This is a genomic window from Acinetobacter sp. IK23, from assembly GCF_035615275.1.
In the GTDB taxonomy this organism is placed as follows: domain Bacteria; phylum Pseudomonadota; class Gammaproteobacteria; order Pseudomonadales; family Moraxellaceae; genus Acinetobacter; species Acinetobacter seifertii.
The window spans coordinates 1-14,907 of record NZ_JANBNX010000003.1 but is presented as its reverse complement, the minus strand read 5'-3'; the positions used below and the strand labels follow the sequence as shown (position 1 = coordinate 14,907).

Sequence of the window (14,907 nt, the reverse complement as noted above, 5' to 3'; positions counted from 1 at the left end):
ATGAATACAGTAGTAGCAAACTTAAATATTGAAGTGATCAAGCCTACCATTGGCGCAATTATTCACGATATCGATTTGAATGCGTTAAATGAACAGACAACGCAACAAATCCAGCAGGCTTTGCTTGATCATCAGGTCATTTTTTTTCGAAAGCAACAATTAGCGCCACAAGCACAAGCAGACTTGGCACGCAGTTTTGGCAGCTTACATGTGCACCCGATTTATCCTTCAATTGAAGATGTACCTGAAGTGATGGTGCTCGACAGTTGGAAACAAGATTTGCGTGACAATGAACTTTGGCACACAGATGTGACTTTTAGTAAAACTCCACCATTGGGCTGTGTGTTGCAAGCCATTAAAATTCCACCTGTAGGCGGAGATACATTATGGTCGAGCAACACAGCAGCTTTTAAAGGGCTTCCGCTCGAACTACAGCAAAAACTACGTGGCTTAACCGCAACACACGATATTCGTAAGTCTTTTCCGCTTGAACGTTTTGCTTATAACGAAGAAGAACGTGAAAAGCTTTTGCAAACATTTAAGCGTAACCCACCAGTGGTTCACCCAGTGGTGCGTACCCATCCTGTTACAGGTGAGCCTTTGTTGTTTGTAAGTGAGGGCTTTACCACTCGCATTAATGAGTTACCTGAACAAGAAAGCGAACAGTTACTTAATTTCTTGTTTGAACATGCGACCCAAGAGCAATTTCATTTGCGTTGGAAGTGGCAAGATGGTGATATCGCGATTTGGGATAACCGTTGCACACAACATAAAGCATTATTTGATTATGGCGATGCTCATCGCATCATGCACCGTGCAACTATTAATGGTGATGTGCCGTTTTATAAAGAAGAACAACAGCCAGAGTTAGCAGAGGCTTAATTCCTTTAATTATTCTTTGTTTCAATTCCAACGTAGCGTTTTGAGTTGGAATTGAAACAATAACTCTTTAGTTCATTCCAAATCCTGACAATATACCTGTGTAGTTCTTTACAGGAGGTGAGGCCCAATCACCAACTTTGCTGGTTTTTAAATTTAACTGAACTAACATTTCAGCTTGTTTAACGGCTGCTGTAACGCCGTCAATAACAATCACTCCCAACTCGTTTTGTAGCTTTAGGCATAAATCACTCATACCTGCACAGCCCAAAACAATTGCATCGCTTTTATCTTCAGCGAGTGCTTTTTTGCACTCATCTCGTATGGTCCGATAAGCATTTGAATCAGGAAGCTCCAACTCTTCAACTGCAATGTCACAAGCTCGAACATTTTTACAAAATGGCGTAGCCCCATAGCGATGAGCCAGATGCCAACTCATATTCACTGTACGTTGTAAGGTGGTGACTATACTAAACCCAGTACTGATATAACTTGCAGTTCGCATAGCTGCTTCGGCAATTCCAATCACAGGTGCTGACGTCATTTCACGGGCAGCATAAAGTGCAGGGTCACCAAAACAGGCAATAATATAAGCATTTACACCTAGATGCTCACCTTGGCGAATTTCCTCCAACACACCTACGGCACTTAGAACCTCATCATAATAACTTTCAATCGTTGCAGGGCCCATTTGAGGACTCACTGCAATAATTTGAGTACCAGAACTTGCAACTATCTTTGCTGATGCAGCAATTTTGTCTGTCATACTTTGGGTGGTATTGGGATTAATAATTTTAATTTTCATTGTACTTTTACCTTAGTCATTGCCGATTTAACATGGGCAAGCGGTTGGTTAAGAAATCGGTAAATGACAAAACCGAATCCCATCCCAATAAACCATGTGAAATTAGCAAGAGCAGATAATTGGGGTAACAGCACACATAGAATAGGAATTAATGAAGCTGGAATTAAGGCATAAAAGGCAGAGTGGTTATAACCATTTTTGTACCAATACGAACCTTTGGTATCTAAGGTATATAAATCATCTACTTCGATTTTTTGTTTTTTAACGAGGTAAAAATCGGCTATCAATACGCCAAAAAGTGGACCAATAAATGCACCCAAAATATCAATGGTGTAATGGATCACTTGAGGATTATTAAATAAATTCCATGGGGTAATGAAAATTGAACCAACTGCTGCAATCATTCCACCCATGCGCCAGCTAATTTTGCTCGGTGAAACGTTGGAAAAATCAAAGGCAGGTGAAACAAAGTTAGCGACAATATTAGGGCTTGTTGAGAATTAACAAAGGCTACTGATTAATTTATAATAGTACTATGGATAGATACATACTTACTGATGCCCAATGGGCAAAAATGGAACCTTTTTGCCTAGGTAAAGTGACCGATCGAGGTCGTAGTGGAAAAGATAATCGATTATTTTTAGAAGCAGTCCTATGGATTGCCCGTACAGGCAGTCCATGGCGTGATCTACCTGCTCATTTTGGTAAATGGAATACCGTCTTTAAAAGATACCGTGATTGGGTGAAAGCTGGTGTATTTGAAACTATTTTTGCATCTGTAAATGAAGATGTTGATTTGGAATACGCCATGATTGATGGAACGATTGTTAAAGTTCATCGACATGGGCAAGGTGCAAAAGGGGGACTTTCAAACAGTCTATAGGTAAATCTCGAGGTGGAATGACCTGTAAAATTCTTGCCTTAGTGGATAGTCTAAGCAACCTCATTAAGTTTCGATTAATGCCTGGTCAATATCACGATTTAGTAGAAACCAAACCTTTAATTGAAGATATTGATTTTCAAGCATTACTGGCTGATAAAGCATTTGATGCAGATTGGCTCATCCAAGAGCTCAATGAACGTAAAGTCAAAGTGGTGATCCCACCCAAATCTAATCGAAAAGTAATGAGAGCATTTGATACGACTATGTATAAATGGCGTCATCTCATTGAAAACTATTTCTGTAAGTTAAAAGAATTTAAACGTATAGCGATGCGTAGTTGTAAAACAGATACGAGTTTTGAAGCCATGATTCAATTGTGCGCGAGTGTAATTAACTCTCGGTAATTCTCAACAGACCCTAATCCCGATGGTGGCAATCATTAAGGTTAAACTGCCTAAAATCACCACAAAGGTATTATCAAGTTTTCCAACCATCTCGACAGGGTCTGTAATGAGCTTGCCGTAGACTGGAAGCGTTGCCGCAATACACACCACAGTAAGTAAAGAAAAGCCTAAGAAGTTAATCGGTAGCCCAAGAAAGTTCCCCATTTTAATGGCATTAAAACTTTTGCCGTAACGAGAAAAGTCACCAAAGTTCAGCATAGGCCCTGAAAAATATGAAACAACGAGAGCAATAGCACCAATCATGACTGGTACAACCGCAAAACCGTCGTATTGAACACCGCTCAAGTTTAAATCAATATTTTGCCAGCCAGCTTTCCAGATGAGCCATACTGCCATCGCAAACATTACGATGTAGACAGCTGGACCTGCCCAGTCAATGAATTTACGAATACTATCCATGCCAGACCAAAAAACAATCGCTTGCAGTAGCCAAAGCAGCATGAATCCAACCCATCCTAAATAGGAAAGCCCAAGAAAGCCATAAGTTGAAACATCGGCATAGACCGACCATTCTGGAAAGAACTTTAAAATGACTAATAAGAAAGCACTTGAGGCTAAATAGGTTTGAATGCCATACCACGCGACAGCAATAAGACCACGAATAACAGCAGGAATATTTGCACCAAGTACACCGAAGGTTGCGCGGCAAATAACAGGATAGGGCGTGCCAGTTTGTTGGCTAGACTTGGCAATGAGGTTTGTAAAAAACTGAACTATGGCAATGCCGATGAGTAAAGATAAAAGTACCTGCCAGCTATTGAGCCCGAGTGCAAAAAGGCTCCCAGCCATGACATAACCGCCGACACTATGAACATCAGACATCCAGAAAGCAAAAATATTATAAGCGCCCCATGTTTGGTTTTTTAAAGGAGCTAAGTCTTGATTTGTCAGTTTTGCATCATAAGAAGGTTTAATTATTGCTTCGGTATTATTCATCTTGAACACTCACTTCCTTAAGATGGAGGCACTTTCAGCAGCATTGTTTTTCTGTCTAAAAGAATGAAATTAAAATTGTGTACAATGTGATATTTAAATTGTGCACAATTTCAATTGAGCAAAAGTTATGCCAAATTTAGGAAGTAGCATTTATGAGTCATTAAAACTGGTATGGATTTTGGATATGAAGAGACAAATTTAGAAAATGAGAAGTGCTTAATTTTTTATAAAAAGTAAGTAAATTTAGGTGTATAAGTGGATATTTAGATGTCTAATATTGGATTGTTTAGCTCATCATAAGTGGTTTGGGAATGAGAGCGATATTCCAAAACGCTTAAGTTAAACTTACACTACTGTCACGAGATAAAGTTTTAAAAAGAGGGAGCATCAATAAAAAATGGAAAAATCAATGCCATCGAATGCACCAAAAAAAGCCGTAGAAATGAGCAATGATGAAATTGATGACCATATATATAACGCTATTGTAGATGCTATCTTAAATCGACAACTTGCCCCTGGCGCACGTTTAGTTGAAGCACCTTTGTGTGAAGCATTTGGTGTAACGCGAGGAGTGTTAAGACGTGTTTTTGTCAAACTTGCCCATGATAAGGTCATCGAAATTCAGCCCAATCGTGGAGCACTCATCGCAAAACATAGTGCTCATGAAACAAAAGAGGTGTTTGAAGCACGCAGCATGCTTGAAATCGCTACTGTAAAAAAGCTAGCTCAAAAGTCACATAGCCTAGATTTTAGTGAGCTTCGAGGTTTAGTAGATCAAGAGTCTCATGAGCGTTTAGCTGGCAATTGGGCTGAGTGGATTAAGCTATCAGGGCAATTTCATTTAAAACTGATTGAAGCAAATCAAAATACAATTATGAGCAGTTATTTGCAGACGCTTATTGCAAGAACTTCGTTATTAATTGGGTTATATGAAATTCCCAAACATAATAATTGTTCGGCAGATGAACATCGTGCAATTTTAAATGCCATTGAGCAAGGCGATGAAAAGCGAGCAACTCAATTGATGGAAGAGCATTTAGAACACTACGCGACGACATTTGTTGAAGAAGACAGCACAGCAACAGCAGAACAAAATTTATTAAATTTATTTAAAAATAGAAAAATTGAAACTATTTAAACTAAATAAAAAATAATGAGCCAATTCCTATGGAAAATGCCCAGATTGGTTATTTTATAGGAACGATTTGACGCGTTAGAAAATCAATAAATAGTTTGACCTTCTTCGATAAAATCTTACGGTTTGGCCATGTGACATATAAGTGAAGCGGCTGACTGGTGTAGTCCTCCAAACATTTCTGTAATTTGCCTTCTTTGTAATAAGGCTCTGCAATAAACTCTGGAAGAAAAACGATACCGTGATCTTTCAAGCACATATCTAATAATAATTCCCCATTATTACAGGTCATCACAGGGAAGCAATTAAAGGACACCTCTTTTTGATCTTTTTGGAAAATCAATTTTTTATGTCGGCTATCTTGATAGTAAATCAGAAATTTATGTTCTTTAAGTTCTTCTAAAGAGGTTGGCAGGCCATGCTGATTAAAATATTCAGGTGTTGCATATAAATATCGTTGATAGGTATTTAATATTTTACTATTTGCCAAATTTGGAGGTGAACCATCTACACGAATGGTTAAATCAAATTTATTATTATTCGTGTCTAATAGCTGATCAGTCATGAATAAATCAATTTTGATACTAGGATATTTCTCTATAAAGTCTGAAATGATATGTTGAAGAAAAATATTGCTAAAAGACATGGGTGTATTGAGCTTAAGTTCGCCTTCAGGGTACTGCTGATTGTAGCTAATTTCATAGGCAGCCCATTCAAACTCACTTAAAATGACTTTACTATGTTGATAAAATTTTTCCCCACAAGAGGTGAGGTTCATCTGTCTTGTTGTTCTGGTTAACAGTGTGGTTCTGAGGTCGTTTTCGAGGTAGCAAACACGTTTGGCAACTAAGTCACGAGAGATGTCGAGTGCTCTGGCTGCGCTACTAAAATTCCCATGCTCTACGACACTTACAAAAGTGGAAATACAGTCTAATCGATCCATGGATAAGCAAAAGTTAAAAAAATATATATCAATGATTAAACTATAAAAATTAAAAAGCAATCATTGATTTTATTGTATTCGTACAGCATACAGATTCGAGCTGATTTACTGTCTATTTTTTTACATTTTTATCTGTTTTGATAATAAACATTAGATTATTTACTTAAACACAAAACTTATCAGTAATAACGGAGTTATTCATGAATAAATCACTTTTAGAACAATTATCACCAACGAATTGTCAGGTTATTTTTATTGATCATCAGCCACAAATGGCTTTTGGGGTACAGTCAATAGATCGCCAAGTATTAAAGAATAATACTGTAGGGTTAGCAAAAGCAGCTAAAACATTCAATATTCCTGTCACGATTACGACAGTTGAAACTGAAAGCTTCTCTGGTCATACCTATCCAGAACTTTTAGACGTATTTCCAGATGCTCCATTACTAGAACGTACTTCAATGAATTCATGGGATGACCAAAAGGTACGTGATTCTCTTGCAAAAAATAATCGTAAAAAAGTGATTGTTTCAGGTTTGTGGACTGAAGTGTGCAATAACACTTTTGCTTTTGGTGCCATGCTTGAAGGCGATTATGAAATTTATATGGTTGCGGATGCTTCGGGTGGCACATCGAAAGAAGCGCACGATTATTCTATGCAACGCATGATTCAAGCAGGTGTTGTTCCGGTAACTTGGCAGCAAGTCTTACTTGAATGGCAACGTGATTGGGCACACCGTGATACCTATGATGCAGTTATGGCAATTGTACGTGAGCATTCTGGTGCTTACGGTATGGGCGTTGATTATGCCTATACGATGGTACATAAGGCACCTGAACGTACCACATCAAAACACGAAGTACTTGCACCAGTTCCTGCAAAATAAAACAGTACTGATTTAGGTAAAGGCATGTCTAGTATTCAATATTTAAGTGATATTAATACAGATATGCCTTTATTTTTTAGAACGATAATTCACAAGAATGGAGTTCAGAATGACCGAAATAAACCTCATACTCATAAACGGTAAAATCACAACATTAGATCCTCAGAACCCCGAAGTACAAGCAATTGCGATTGCAGATGGTAAAGTCGTACGTACGGGTACAAATGATGAGGTTATGAAGCTCGCAACACCTACAAGTAAAGTCGTAGATTTAAATGGTCGTCGTGTTATACCGGGCCTAAATGACAGTCATTTGCATATTATTCGTGGTGGCCTAAATTATAATATGGAACTGCGCTGGGAAGGTGTGCCATCTGTTGCAGATGCACTACGCTTACTCAAGGAACAAGCAGATAATACGCCAGCTCCACAATGGGTTCGTGTAGTAGGCGGTTGGACTGAGTTCCAGTTTGCTGAAAAGCGTTTACCAAGTTTAGAAGAAATTAATAAAGCTGCGCCAGATACTCCTGTCTTCGTTTTACATTTATACGCCAGTGCGATGCTCAACCGAGCTGCGCTTGATGTATTAGGCTTTAATAAAGACACTCCAGATCCACCCGGAGGCAAAATTGTACGAGATGCAAAGGGTGAACCAACAGGTCTGTTGCTCGCAACTCCATCCGCTATGATTTTGTATTCAACCTTAGGGAAAGCACCAAAATTACCAGTTGAAGATCAAGTCAATTCAACTCGTCATTTCATGCGCGAACTAAATCGATTAGGCATTACTTCGGCAATTGATGCAGGTGGTGGTGGTCAAAACTATCCTGAAGATTATGATGTGATTAAGCAATTACACGATCAAAATCAAATGACAGTGCGAATTGCTTATAATCTATTTGCTCAGAAGGCAGGCCAAGAGCTTGATGACTATCGCCGCTGGACAGAAATGACATTTCCGGGCGATGGTGATGAACTATTTAGAATGAATGGAGCAGGTGAAAACCTGACGTGGTCGGCGGGTGACTTTGAAGATTTCTATGAACCTCGTCCGGATTTACCAGAAAAAATGGAAGGTGAACTCGAAGCCATCGTAGAGCACTTGGCTGAAAAGAAATGGCCATTCCGTATTCATGCAACTTACGATGAAAGTATTAATCGTTTGCTCAATGTATTTGAGCGTGTCAATTCAAAACAGCCATTCGCAACTCGATTTATTATTGACCACGCCGAAACCGTATCTGAGCGTAATATTGAACGTATTGGTGCGTTGGGCGGTGGTATTGCCATTCAACACCGTATGGCATATCAAGGTGAGATTTTCGTAAAACGCTATGGTGCCGAGGCTGCTCAGGCAACGCCACCAGTTAAGAAAATGTTAGAACTCGGTGTTCCTGTGGGTGCGGGGACAGATGCGACTCGTGTTGCCTCTTATAACCCTTGGGTGTGTTTGTATTGGCTAAGTACTGGTAAAACAGTGGGTGGTTTGCCACTCTATGATGAAAAAAATCTATTAGACCGTCAGACTGCACTCAAACTCTGGACTAAAGGTTCGGCTTGGTTCTCAGGTGAAAAAGATGTCAAAGGTTCACTCACAACCGGGGAACTTGCTGACTTGGTCGTGTTGTCTGATGACTACTTTAAAGTTGAAGCAGAAGATATCCAGTGGACTGAGTCTGTACTCACTGTTTTAGGTGGAAAAGTGGTATATGCAGGGGCTGAGTTTAAGCAAGACGATCCGCCGTTGCCGCCAGCATCTCCAGCATGGTCGCCGGTAAAACGCTTTGGTGGTCAGTGGCGTTTATCTGAAAATCGTAATGCACCGTCGAATCAATCATTACAGTCACAAAGTGCATTGTGTGAATGTGCCAGCAGCTGTGGCATGCATGGACACAACCACGCTTGGATGCTTGATGTTCCTGTAAATGATAAGGACAAAAAATCTTTCTGGGGCGCACTAGGGTGTTCGTGTTTTGCATTTTAAATAAAACAGTATGGGAACCTGCCTCTTGAAATGGCTTGTTTCCCTAAGGTATGTACGATGAAAATGTACTTGTTATCTTTGGCTGTAGGGTTGCTTGTTGGTGTCTTATATTACGTTCTAAATGTTAAGTCACCAGCTCCACCTCTTGTTGCGTTAGTCGGATTATTAGGCATGGTAATAGGAGAGCAACTGCTTCCTTTTATTAAGTCTTATTTTTAATCTGTTTCATTCAAAAAAAGCTAAATGGTGCTATGCCATTTAGCTTTTTATATTAATAAGTATCTTCGATCACTTTATACGACGGCCTTGTTCGTCAATAATCACTTCGCCATCTTCTTTTGCAAAATAGCCTAAGTTTTTTGAATCTAAAATGTCGAGCACGACTTCAGAAGGACGGCAAAGTCGTGTGCCTTTTGGTGTAACCACAAATGGGCGATTAATTAAAATTGGATACTCCACCATAAAATCAATTAATTGCTCGTCTGTCCAATGGTTTTGTTCTAACTCTAAATCTTTGTAGGGATCAACATTTTTACGAATTGATTCACGTACAGTTAAGCCTGAATCCTTAATGAGTTGAATCAATTCATCTTTACTTGGTGGTGTTTGCAAATATTCAATAACAATAGGCTCAAGTCCTGCATGACGAATAAGCGCCAATGTATTGCGTGAGGTTCCGCAAGCAGGGTTATGGTAAATCTTCACTAGCTCAGTCATGGTAAATTTATTGTCAAATTAAGATATTGCATTTATATATGGATATCCGTATATTTGCAATAACGAATATACTCTGTTGAATATATGATCAACCAAGTCGATTTCTTTAAATGTCTATCTGACCAAACTCGGTTAAATATTCTTAAATTAGTTCTAAACAAACAAAATATTTGTGTTTGTGAGTTAACTGAACAGCTTGAGTTGAGCCAACCGAAAATTTCTCGTCACTTGGCCTTATTAAGAACTCATGGCATTTTACTTGATGCACGACAGGGGCAATGGGTGTATTACAGCGTCAATCCAGATTTACCAAATTGGGCTGTTGAAGTTTTGAAAACTATAGGAAACCAAGATGAAAGTTTAGTGAATCAATCATCTTCAAAGTTTTCTTCTATTTCTACCTATTGTGAGTAAGACCATGAAATTCTTATTTTTATGTACTGGAAACAGTTGCCGTAGTATTTTGTCAGAAGTTTTATTTAATAGTCGTGCACCAGAAAATTGGAAAGCGTATAGCGCAGGCAGTAAACCATCAGGGCAGGTGCATCCATTAACCATTGAAACACTTGAAAACTTAGGTCTTTCAACAGAAGGGTTATGGAGTAAAACTATTGATGACTGCGAACAGTATCAACCAGATGTTGTGATTACAGTCTGTGATTCTGCTGCACAAGAAGCATGCCCACTTTATTTAGGTGGCGCAATCAAAGCACACTGGGGCTTAAGTGATCCATCTCATTTGGACTTGCCAAAAGAAGAAAAGCTTAAAGCATTCCAAGATACTGTAGCTCATATTAATCGTCGTTTAGATGCATTGTTTGCACTTGATGTTGCGAACCTAAACCGTTCACATTTAATTGCTGAGATTAATGAAATCTCTCATATTGAGTAAGAAAGCAGACATGACTAAGCAAAAACTTTCCTTTTTAGACCGAAATTTGACGCTATGGATTTTTATAGCCATGGCTTTAGGTTTAGCCATTGGAGTTTTCTTTCCTCAGGTATCTATGTCTTTAAATGAGTTAAGTGTAGATAACGTGAATATCCCGATCGCAATCGGCTTAATTTTGATGATGTATCCACCTTTATCTAAGGTTGATTATGCTGCGTTACCAGAAGTATTTAAAGATAAGAAAACCTTAACTCTATCGTTGGTACAAAACTGGATTATTGCTCCAGTTTTAATGTTTATCCTTGCGATTATTTTCTTACATCACTATCCAGAGTATATGACGGGCCTTATTTTAATTGGCTTGGCACGTTGTATTGCCATGGTTCTGGTTTGGAATGGTTTAGCCTGCGGTGATAACCAATATGTTGCAGCGTTAGTTGCCTTTAACAGTATTTTCCAAATCTTATTTTTCAGTACGTATGCTTGGCTATTCTTGACCTTTTTGCCGCCGTATTTTGGTGTGGCAGGGCAAGTCATTGATGTGAATTTCTGGACGATTACACACGCGGTTTTGGTGTACTTAGGTATTCCATTTTTAATGGGATTCTTGACGCGTTTGATTTTAGTCAAGTCGAAAGGGGTGGAATGGTATCAAAGTAAATTTTTACCAAAGATCAGCCCGATTAGTTTAATTGCTTTACTTTTTACTATTGTGGCGATGTTTAGTCTAAAAGGTGGGGATGTAGTGAGCTTACCTTTAGATGTATTACGTATTGCGATTCCACTTACGATTTACTTTGTCGTAATGTTCTTCATTAGCTTCTTTATGAGTAAACGGATGGGGAATAACTATCCACGTACCACTGCTATTTCATTTACCGCTGCTGGCAACAATTTTGAGTTGGCATTAGCGGTTGCTATCGCAACATTTGGTTTAGCATCACCTGTCGCTTTTACCACAGTGATTGGGCCGTTGGTTGAAGTTCCCGTTTTAATTTCACTCGTTACCGTTTCTCTTTGGCTCAAGAAAAAGTATTTCTCACATGAACAGTCTTAATAATGATTTATCAAATGTAGCATTAAATCTTCTAGATAAGCCTACATTTGAGCAAGTGCAAGCACAGCAGCTTGAGCATCCTCCTCGGATTTTATTGCTATATGGTTCTAATCGTGAACGCTCTTATAGTCGTTTTGCTGTGCTGACTGCTGGCTGAATCCTTGAATATTTAGGTGCTGAAGTCAAAATCTTTCATCCTAAAGGTTTACCTTTGCCTGAGGATGCAGGAACAGATCATCCTAAAGTCCAAGAATTACATACACTATTAGCTTGGGCGGAAGGCATGGTCTGGTGTTCGCCTGAACGTCATGGTGCGATGAGTTCTATTTTAAAAGCTCAAATTGACTGGATTCCCTTAGCATTTGGAGCAATCCGTGCAACTCAGGGTAAAACCCTAGCAGTCATGCAAGTCAGTGGTGGTTCGCAATCTTTTAATGCAGTCAATCAAATGCGTATTTTAGGTCGTTGGATGCGTATGATTACCATCCCAAATCAGTCATCTGTCGCAAAAGCATTTTTGGAGTTTGAGGAAGATGGCAGTATGAAACCTTCTTCTTACTATGATCGAATTGTTGATGTGATGGAGGAGTTGTATAAGTTCACATTATTAACGCGTGGGCAAAAAGAATATTTGACAGATCGCTATTCTGAGCGCAAAGAATCGGCAGAAGAGCTGTCAAAACGAGTAAATCAAAAATAAACAGCTTCATGAAAAAGTGCTTCATTTGGAGCACTTTTTATTGCTTAGTTTTTACACTCAGGTGATTGTGGGCAAAAGTTTTTGTAATAGTTCAATAAAGTTTGAAACTTTAGCCGAGTTTTCATTTTCACGTGTAATCAAGTAAATAGGCGCATTCAGTTTTATTGAATCATCAAATTCTCGATAGACAATTCCATGTTCCCAAAAGTTATGCATTGAGGCTGGCACAATCGTTATACCAATTCCAGCAGCGACTAAATTTAATGTTGCGGTAGGTCGAGGTGCTTCCTGAACAATGCGCGGACTAAAACCTGCCTGATAGCAGCTATATAAAATATTGTCATATAAACCTTGTCCCGAAGAACGACGATATAAAACAAAATTCTCATCAGATAAGTCAACTAAACGAATTTTCTCTCTTTTTGTAAGTGGATGGTCTATGGGCAATGCTACTACCATTGATTCATCTAATATATGCAGATGTTTCAAACCAATATCACGACTAATCGGCGCTCTTAAAAAAGCAATATCAAGCTTTTCCGAAATTAACCAATCTAATTGCTTTTGGCTGCCTGCTTCTTCAAGTTTAGTCTGTACAGCTGGGTACATTTCACGATATGAGCGCAATACCAGCGAAATAAGCGGATGTAAACCTGCGGAACTTGTAAAACCAATATTGAGTTGTCCAGTTTTGCCTTGACTAACATCTTGGACGAGTTGGGGTATATGTTTAGCATGCTCTAATAAAAGCTGTGCTTCTTTAAATAAAGCTAGACCTGCCTCAGTTGGTTCAATCCCGCGCGGTTGACGAATAAGTAATTGTGTACCGAGTTCTTCTTCAAGTTTTTTGAGTAAACGCGTTAGAGGCGGCTGTTGAATAAACAATCGATTTGCTGCATGCGTAATATTTCTTTCTTAAACCACTACTACAAAGGCGTGAAGCTTATGTAAATCGAGCATAGAAATACCTTTAGGGTATGCTTAGTGAAAATAAAAGCATTTGTAGATATATCACAAAAGTATCATTCTATCTTGGTCAGATAAAGTGAAAAGTAACGAAAATGAACCATGTTGAGATTGCCGTGCGGAAGGAGAGTGTACCCACCTGCACAGAGTTATTTTTAGGTTTTTTAACATTAGGTTTAATTGGATTTGGTGGTGTTTTACCTTTAGCAAGAAAAGTCATTGTAGAGCAGAGACAGTGGCTAAGCCCTGAAAAATTCACTGAGTTACTTGGTCTGTGTCAATTCTTACCAGGGGGCAACATTATTAATCTCTCGGTTGCGATTGGCATGGAGTTTCGGGGTGTTCGTGGTGCAGTGAGCTCGCTCATTGGTCTGATCCTTGCACCTACTGTTATTGTTGTACTTTTACATTATGTCTATGAGCAGTTCCAAGACAACCTTATGGTTAAGCATCTTTTTGAAGGGTTAGCAGCAGCAGCAGCAGGGCTTCTGGTAGCAACTGGCTTAAAAATGTTGAAACCATTATTACGTAACCCGATAGCGATGTGTGTTGTCGTGGCTGCAATTATCAGTATTGCTTTTCTAAAAGTTCCTTTACTTTTGACCATGCTGATTCTATTGGCACTTTATTCATCTATTATTTGGAGACGTGTGTAATGGGTGCAGTTCTACTTGCTTTAGCGATCATTTTTACTCAGTTGTCTCTTATAGCTTTTGGTGGCGGAAACACGATTTTGCCCGAAATGCAGCGTCAAGTGGTTGACATTCATCATTGGATGACTGCACAAGAATTTAGTGCTTTGTTTGCTATGGCTCAAGCAGCTCCCGGTCCGAACATGATGATTGTACCATTGGTGGGATGGCATGTAGCAGGACTGTCAGGTTTACTTGTGGCCTCTACCGCTAAATTTCTACCTTCATCTCTTATTACGGTATTTGTAATGAGAGGCTGGTCTAAATTCAAAGACAAAAAATGGCGCCGTGTTTTACAGCTTGCTTTGCAACCCGTCACAGTGGGGACGGTGCTTGCCAGTGCTTGGATTATTTCTGAGGCAGCTGCCATAAATACTTTACTTATCATTATGGTAGTCATTGCAACTCTATTATCTTTAATTAAAAAAGTTCATCCTTTACATGTCTTAATTGCTGGGGCTGTATTTGGTGTGGTGTTACTCTAGTTTAACCAGTTTGCCGACCTGCGCTGGGATAAGTTCAGGTTGGTTTTTTTGAATGAAAAGAATAAAATCTAAAAAACCGATTAAATCTATAAAAACATACTGTTTCACCTATTTTGTGTTTTCACGTACTATGCATCTATTGAAAGAATTTGGATGCATTGGAGTAAAAACAGATGTTAGATCAAAACATTAAAACTCAATTAAAAGCTTACCTAGAACGTTTAGAAAGTCCAATCGAATTAGTGGCTGCTTTAGATGAATCAGATAAAGCTGCTCAAATTAAAGAGTTAGTGACAGAAATCGCTGAGCTTTCTGACAAGGTGACTGCTCGTTTTGATGGCAACAATACACGTCATCCAAGCTTTGGTGTAGCTAAAGCAGGTGAACAGCCTCGTGTGTTCTTTGCTGGCTTACCGATGGGCCATGAGTTTACGTCTTTGATCTTGGCTCTGTTACAAGTGTCTGGTTATGCACCGAAGGTT

16 protein-coding genes and 3 pseudogenes are annotated in these 14,907 nt (G+C 39.0%); 13 read left to right on the top strand and 6 right to left on the bottom strand.

The features are described 5' to 3' along the window. Entirely contained in the window at positions 1-882 is an 882-nt protein-coding gene (gene tauD, locus MSG95_RS03215; RefSeq protein WP_077165539.1) for a taurine dioxygenase, read from the top strand. A 67-nt stretch (positions 883-949) separates the two neighbouring features. On the opposite strand, the gene MSG95_RS03210 is transcribed toward tauD, so the two are convergent. After that, entirely contained in the window at positions 950-1,684 is a 735-nt protein-coding gene (locus tag MSG95_RS03210) for an aspartate/glutamate racemase family protein (protein ID WP_077165540.1), read from the bottom strand. Beyond that, a pseudogene (locus MSG95_RS03205) lies at positions 1,681-2,169 on the bottom strand (cytosine permease); the annotation flags it as partial. The gene MSG95_RS03210 and the pseudogene MSG95_RS03205, both read right to left, overlap by 4 nt. Positions 2,170-2,219: 50 nt before the next feature. Here MSG95_RS03205 and MSG95_RS03200 point away from each other — a divergent pair. Further along, positions 2,220-2,971 (top strand): IS5 family transposase gene (locus tag MSG95_RS03200; protein ID WP_126132094.1). Its coding sequence is split into 2 segments (ribosomal slippage): positions 2,220-2,556 and positions 2,556-2,971, totalling 753 coding nucleotides; the frame shifts between segments, so codons are not numbered across the junction. 9 nt (positions 2,972-2,980) lie between these two features. Here the strand turns inward: MSG95_RS03200 and MSG95_RS03195 are convergent. Continuing rightward, a pseudogene (locus MSG95_RS03195) lies at positions 2,981-3,967 on the bottom strand (cytosine permease); the annotation flags it as partial. 397 nt (positions 3,968-4,364) lie between these two features. Between MSG95_RS03195 and MSG95_RS03190 the strand changes: the two are divergent. After that, positions 4,365-5,105: a GntR family transcriptional regulator gene (locus tag MSG95_RS03190; protein ID WP_077165542.1), complete on the top strand. Its 741-nt coding sequence runs from the start codon at positions 4,365-4,367 to the stop codon at positions 5,103-5,105. Between the two features lie 49 nt (positions 5,106-5,154). On the opposite strand, the gene MSG95_RS03185 is transcribed toward MSG95_RS03190, so the two are convergent. Next, a complete protein-coding gene (locus MSG95_RS03185) occupies positions 5,155-6,045 on the bottom strand; it encodes a LysR family transcriptional regulator (protein ID WP_019458905.1) in 891 nt (296 codons plus the stop codon). A 200-nt stretch (positions 6,046-6,245) separates the two neighbouring features. Between MSG95_RS03185 and MSG95_RS03180 the strand changes: the two genes are divergently transcribed. The 3 genes from MSG95_RS03180 to MSG95_RS03170 all read left to right on the top strand — a co-directional run bounded on the left by MSG95_RS03180 (position 6,246) and on the right by MSG95_RS03170 (position 9,135). Continuing rightward, entirely contained in the window at positions 6,246-6,932 is a 687-nt protein-coding gene (locus MSG95_RS03180) for a hydrolase (RefSeq protein WP_003651277.1), read from the top strand. 109 nt (positions 6,933-7,041) lie between these two features. Further along, the gene (locus MSG95_RS03175) at positions 7,042-8,916 is read left to right on the top strand and encodes an amidohydrolase (protein WP_077165543.1); all 1,875 of its coding nucleotides are present in this window, start codon (positions 7,042-7,044) and stop codon (positions 8,914-8,916) included. Between the two features lie 57 nt (positions 8,917-8,973). After that, positions 8,974-9,135, top strand: coding sequence for a DUF1427 family protein (locus MSG95_RS03170; protein WP_000784879.1), 162 nt, complete (start codon positions 8,974-8,976; stop codon positions 9,133-9,135). Between the two features lie 69 nt (positions 9,136-9,204). On the opposite strand, the gene arsC is transcribed toward MSG95_RS03170, so the two are convergent. Beyond that, entirely contained in the window at positions 9,205-9,633 is a 429-nt protein-coding gene (gene arsC / locus MSG95_RS03165; RefSeq protein WP_077165544.1) for an arsenate reductase (glutaredoxin), read from the bottom strand. An 84-nt stretch (positions 9,634-9,717) separates the two neighbouring features. On the opposite strand from arsC, the gene MSG95_RS03160 reads away from it, so the two are divergent. The 4 genes and pseudogenes from MSG95_RS03160 (at position 9,718) to arsH (ending at position 12,282) form a co-directional block, all read left to right on the top strand. Beyond that, positions 9,718-10,047 carry a metalloregulator ArsR/SmtB family transcription factor gene (locus tag MSG95_RS03160; RefSeq protein WP_068564287.1) on the top strand — a complete coding sequence of 110 codons (330 nt, stop codon included), beginning with the start codon at positions 9,718-9,720 and terminating at the stop codon, positions 10,045-10,047. Between the two features lie 4 nt (positions 10,048-10,051). Next, positions 10,052-10,525, top strand: coding sequence for an arsenate reductase ArsC (locus tag MSG95_RS03155; protein ID WP_077165545.1), 474 nt, complete (start codon positions 10,052-10,054; stop codon positions 10,523-10,525). A gap of 10 nt (positions 10,526-10,535) precedes the next feature. Then, entirely contained in the window at positions 10,536-11,582 is a 1,047-nt protein-coding gene (gene arsB, locus MSG95_RS03150) for an ACR3 family arsenite efflux transporter (RefSeq protein WP_077165546.1), read from the top strand. Next, a pseudogene (gene arsH, locus MSG95_RS03145) lies at positions 11,569-12,282 on the top strand (arsenical resistance protein ArsH). The gene arsB and the pseudogene arsH overlap by 14 nt, the downstream one beginning before the upstream one ends. A gap of 57 nt (positions 12,283-12,339) precedes the next feature. On the opposite strand, the gene MSG95_RS03140 reads toward arsH, so the two are convergent. Next, a complete protein-coding gene (locus MSG95_RS03140; protein WP_324624550.1) occupies positions 12,340-13,188 on the bottom strand; it encodes a LysR family transcriptional regulator in 849 nt (282 codons plus the stop codon). A 155-nt stretch (positions 13,189-13,343) separates the two neighbouring features. Between MSG95_RS03140 and MSG95_RS03135 the strand changes: the two genes are divergently transcribed. The 3 genes from MSG95_RS03135 to MSG95_RS03125 form a co-directional block, all read left to right on the top strand. Continuing rightward, a complete protein-coding gene (locus MSG95_RS03135; RefSeq protein WP_077165548.1) occupies positions 13,344-13,904 on the top strand; it encodes a chromate transporter in 561 nt (186 codons plus the stop codon). After that, a complete protein-coding gene (locus tag MSG95_RS03130) occupies positions 13,904-14,425 on the top strand; it encodes a chromate transporter (protein ID WP_004702206.1) in 522 nt (173 codons plus the stop codon). Before MSG95_RS03135 ends, MSG95_RS03130 begins: the two co-directional genes overlap by 1 nt. Before the next feature lie 173 nt (positions 14,426-14,598). After that, positions 14,599-14,907: alkyl hydroperoxide reductase subunit F domain protein (locus MSG95_RS03125; RefSeq protein WP_324644952.1), on the top strand; the 309-nt coding region annotated here is incomplete at its 3' end.

Excerpts from the sequence above, each read along its gene's own strand:
- tauD (WP_077165539.1), top strand. The coding sequence starts at position 1 with ATGAATACAGTAGTAGCAAACTTAAATATTGAAGTGATCAAGCCTACC.
- MSG95_RS03210 (WP_077165540.1), bottom strand. The coding sequence starts at position 1,684 with ATGAAAATTAAAATTATTAATCCCAATACCACCCAAAGTATGACAGAC.
- MSG95_RS03190 (WP_077165542.1), top strand. The coding sequence starts at position 4,365 with ATGGAAAAATCAATGCCATCGAATGCACCAAAAAAAGCCGTAGAAATG.
- MSG95_RS03185 (WP_019458905.1), bottom strand. The coding sequence starts at position 6,045 with ATGGATCGATTAGACTGTATTTCCACTTTTGTAAGTGTCGTAGAGCAT.
- MSG95_RS03180 (WP_003651277.1), top strand. The coding sequence starts at position 6,246 with ATGAATAAATCACTTTTAGAACAATTATCACCAACGAATTGTCAGGTT.
- MSG95_RS03175 (WP_077165543.1), top strand. The coding sequence starts at position 7,042 with ATGACCGAAATAAACCTCATACTCATAAACGGTAAAATCACAACATTA.
- MSG95_RS03170 (WP_000784879.1), top strand. The coding sequence starts at position 8,974 with ATGAAAATGTACTTGTTATCTTTGGCTGTAGGGTTGCTTGTTGGTGTC.
- arsC (WP_077165544.1), bottom strand. The coding sequence starts at position 9,633 with ATGACTGAGCTAGTGAAGATTTACCATAACCCTGCTTGCGGAACCTCA.
- MSG95_RS03160 (WP_068564287.1), top strand. The coding sequence starts at position 9,718 with ATGATCAACCAAGTCGATTTCTTTAAATGTCTATCTGACCAAACTCGG.
- MSG95_RS03155 (WP_077165545.1), top strand. The coding sequence starts at position 10,052 with ATGAAATTCTTATTTTTATGTACTGGAAACAGTTGCCGTAGTATTTTG.
- arsB (WP_077165546.1), top strand. The coding sequence starts at position 10,536 with ATGACTAAGCAAAAACTTTCCTTTTTAGACCGAAATTTGACGCTATGG.
- MSG95_RS03135 (WP_077165548.1), top strand. The coding sequence starts at position 13,344 with ATGAACCATGTTGAGATTGCCGTGCGGAAGGAGAGTGTACCCACCTGC.
- MSG95_RS03130 (WP_004702206.1), top strand. The coding sequence starts at position 13,904 with ATGGGTGCAGTTCTACTTGCTTTAGCGATCATTTTTACTCAGTTGTCT.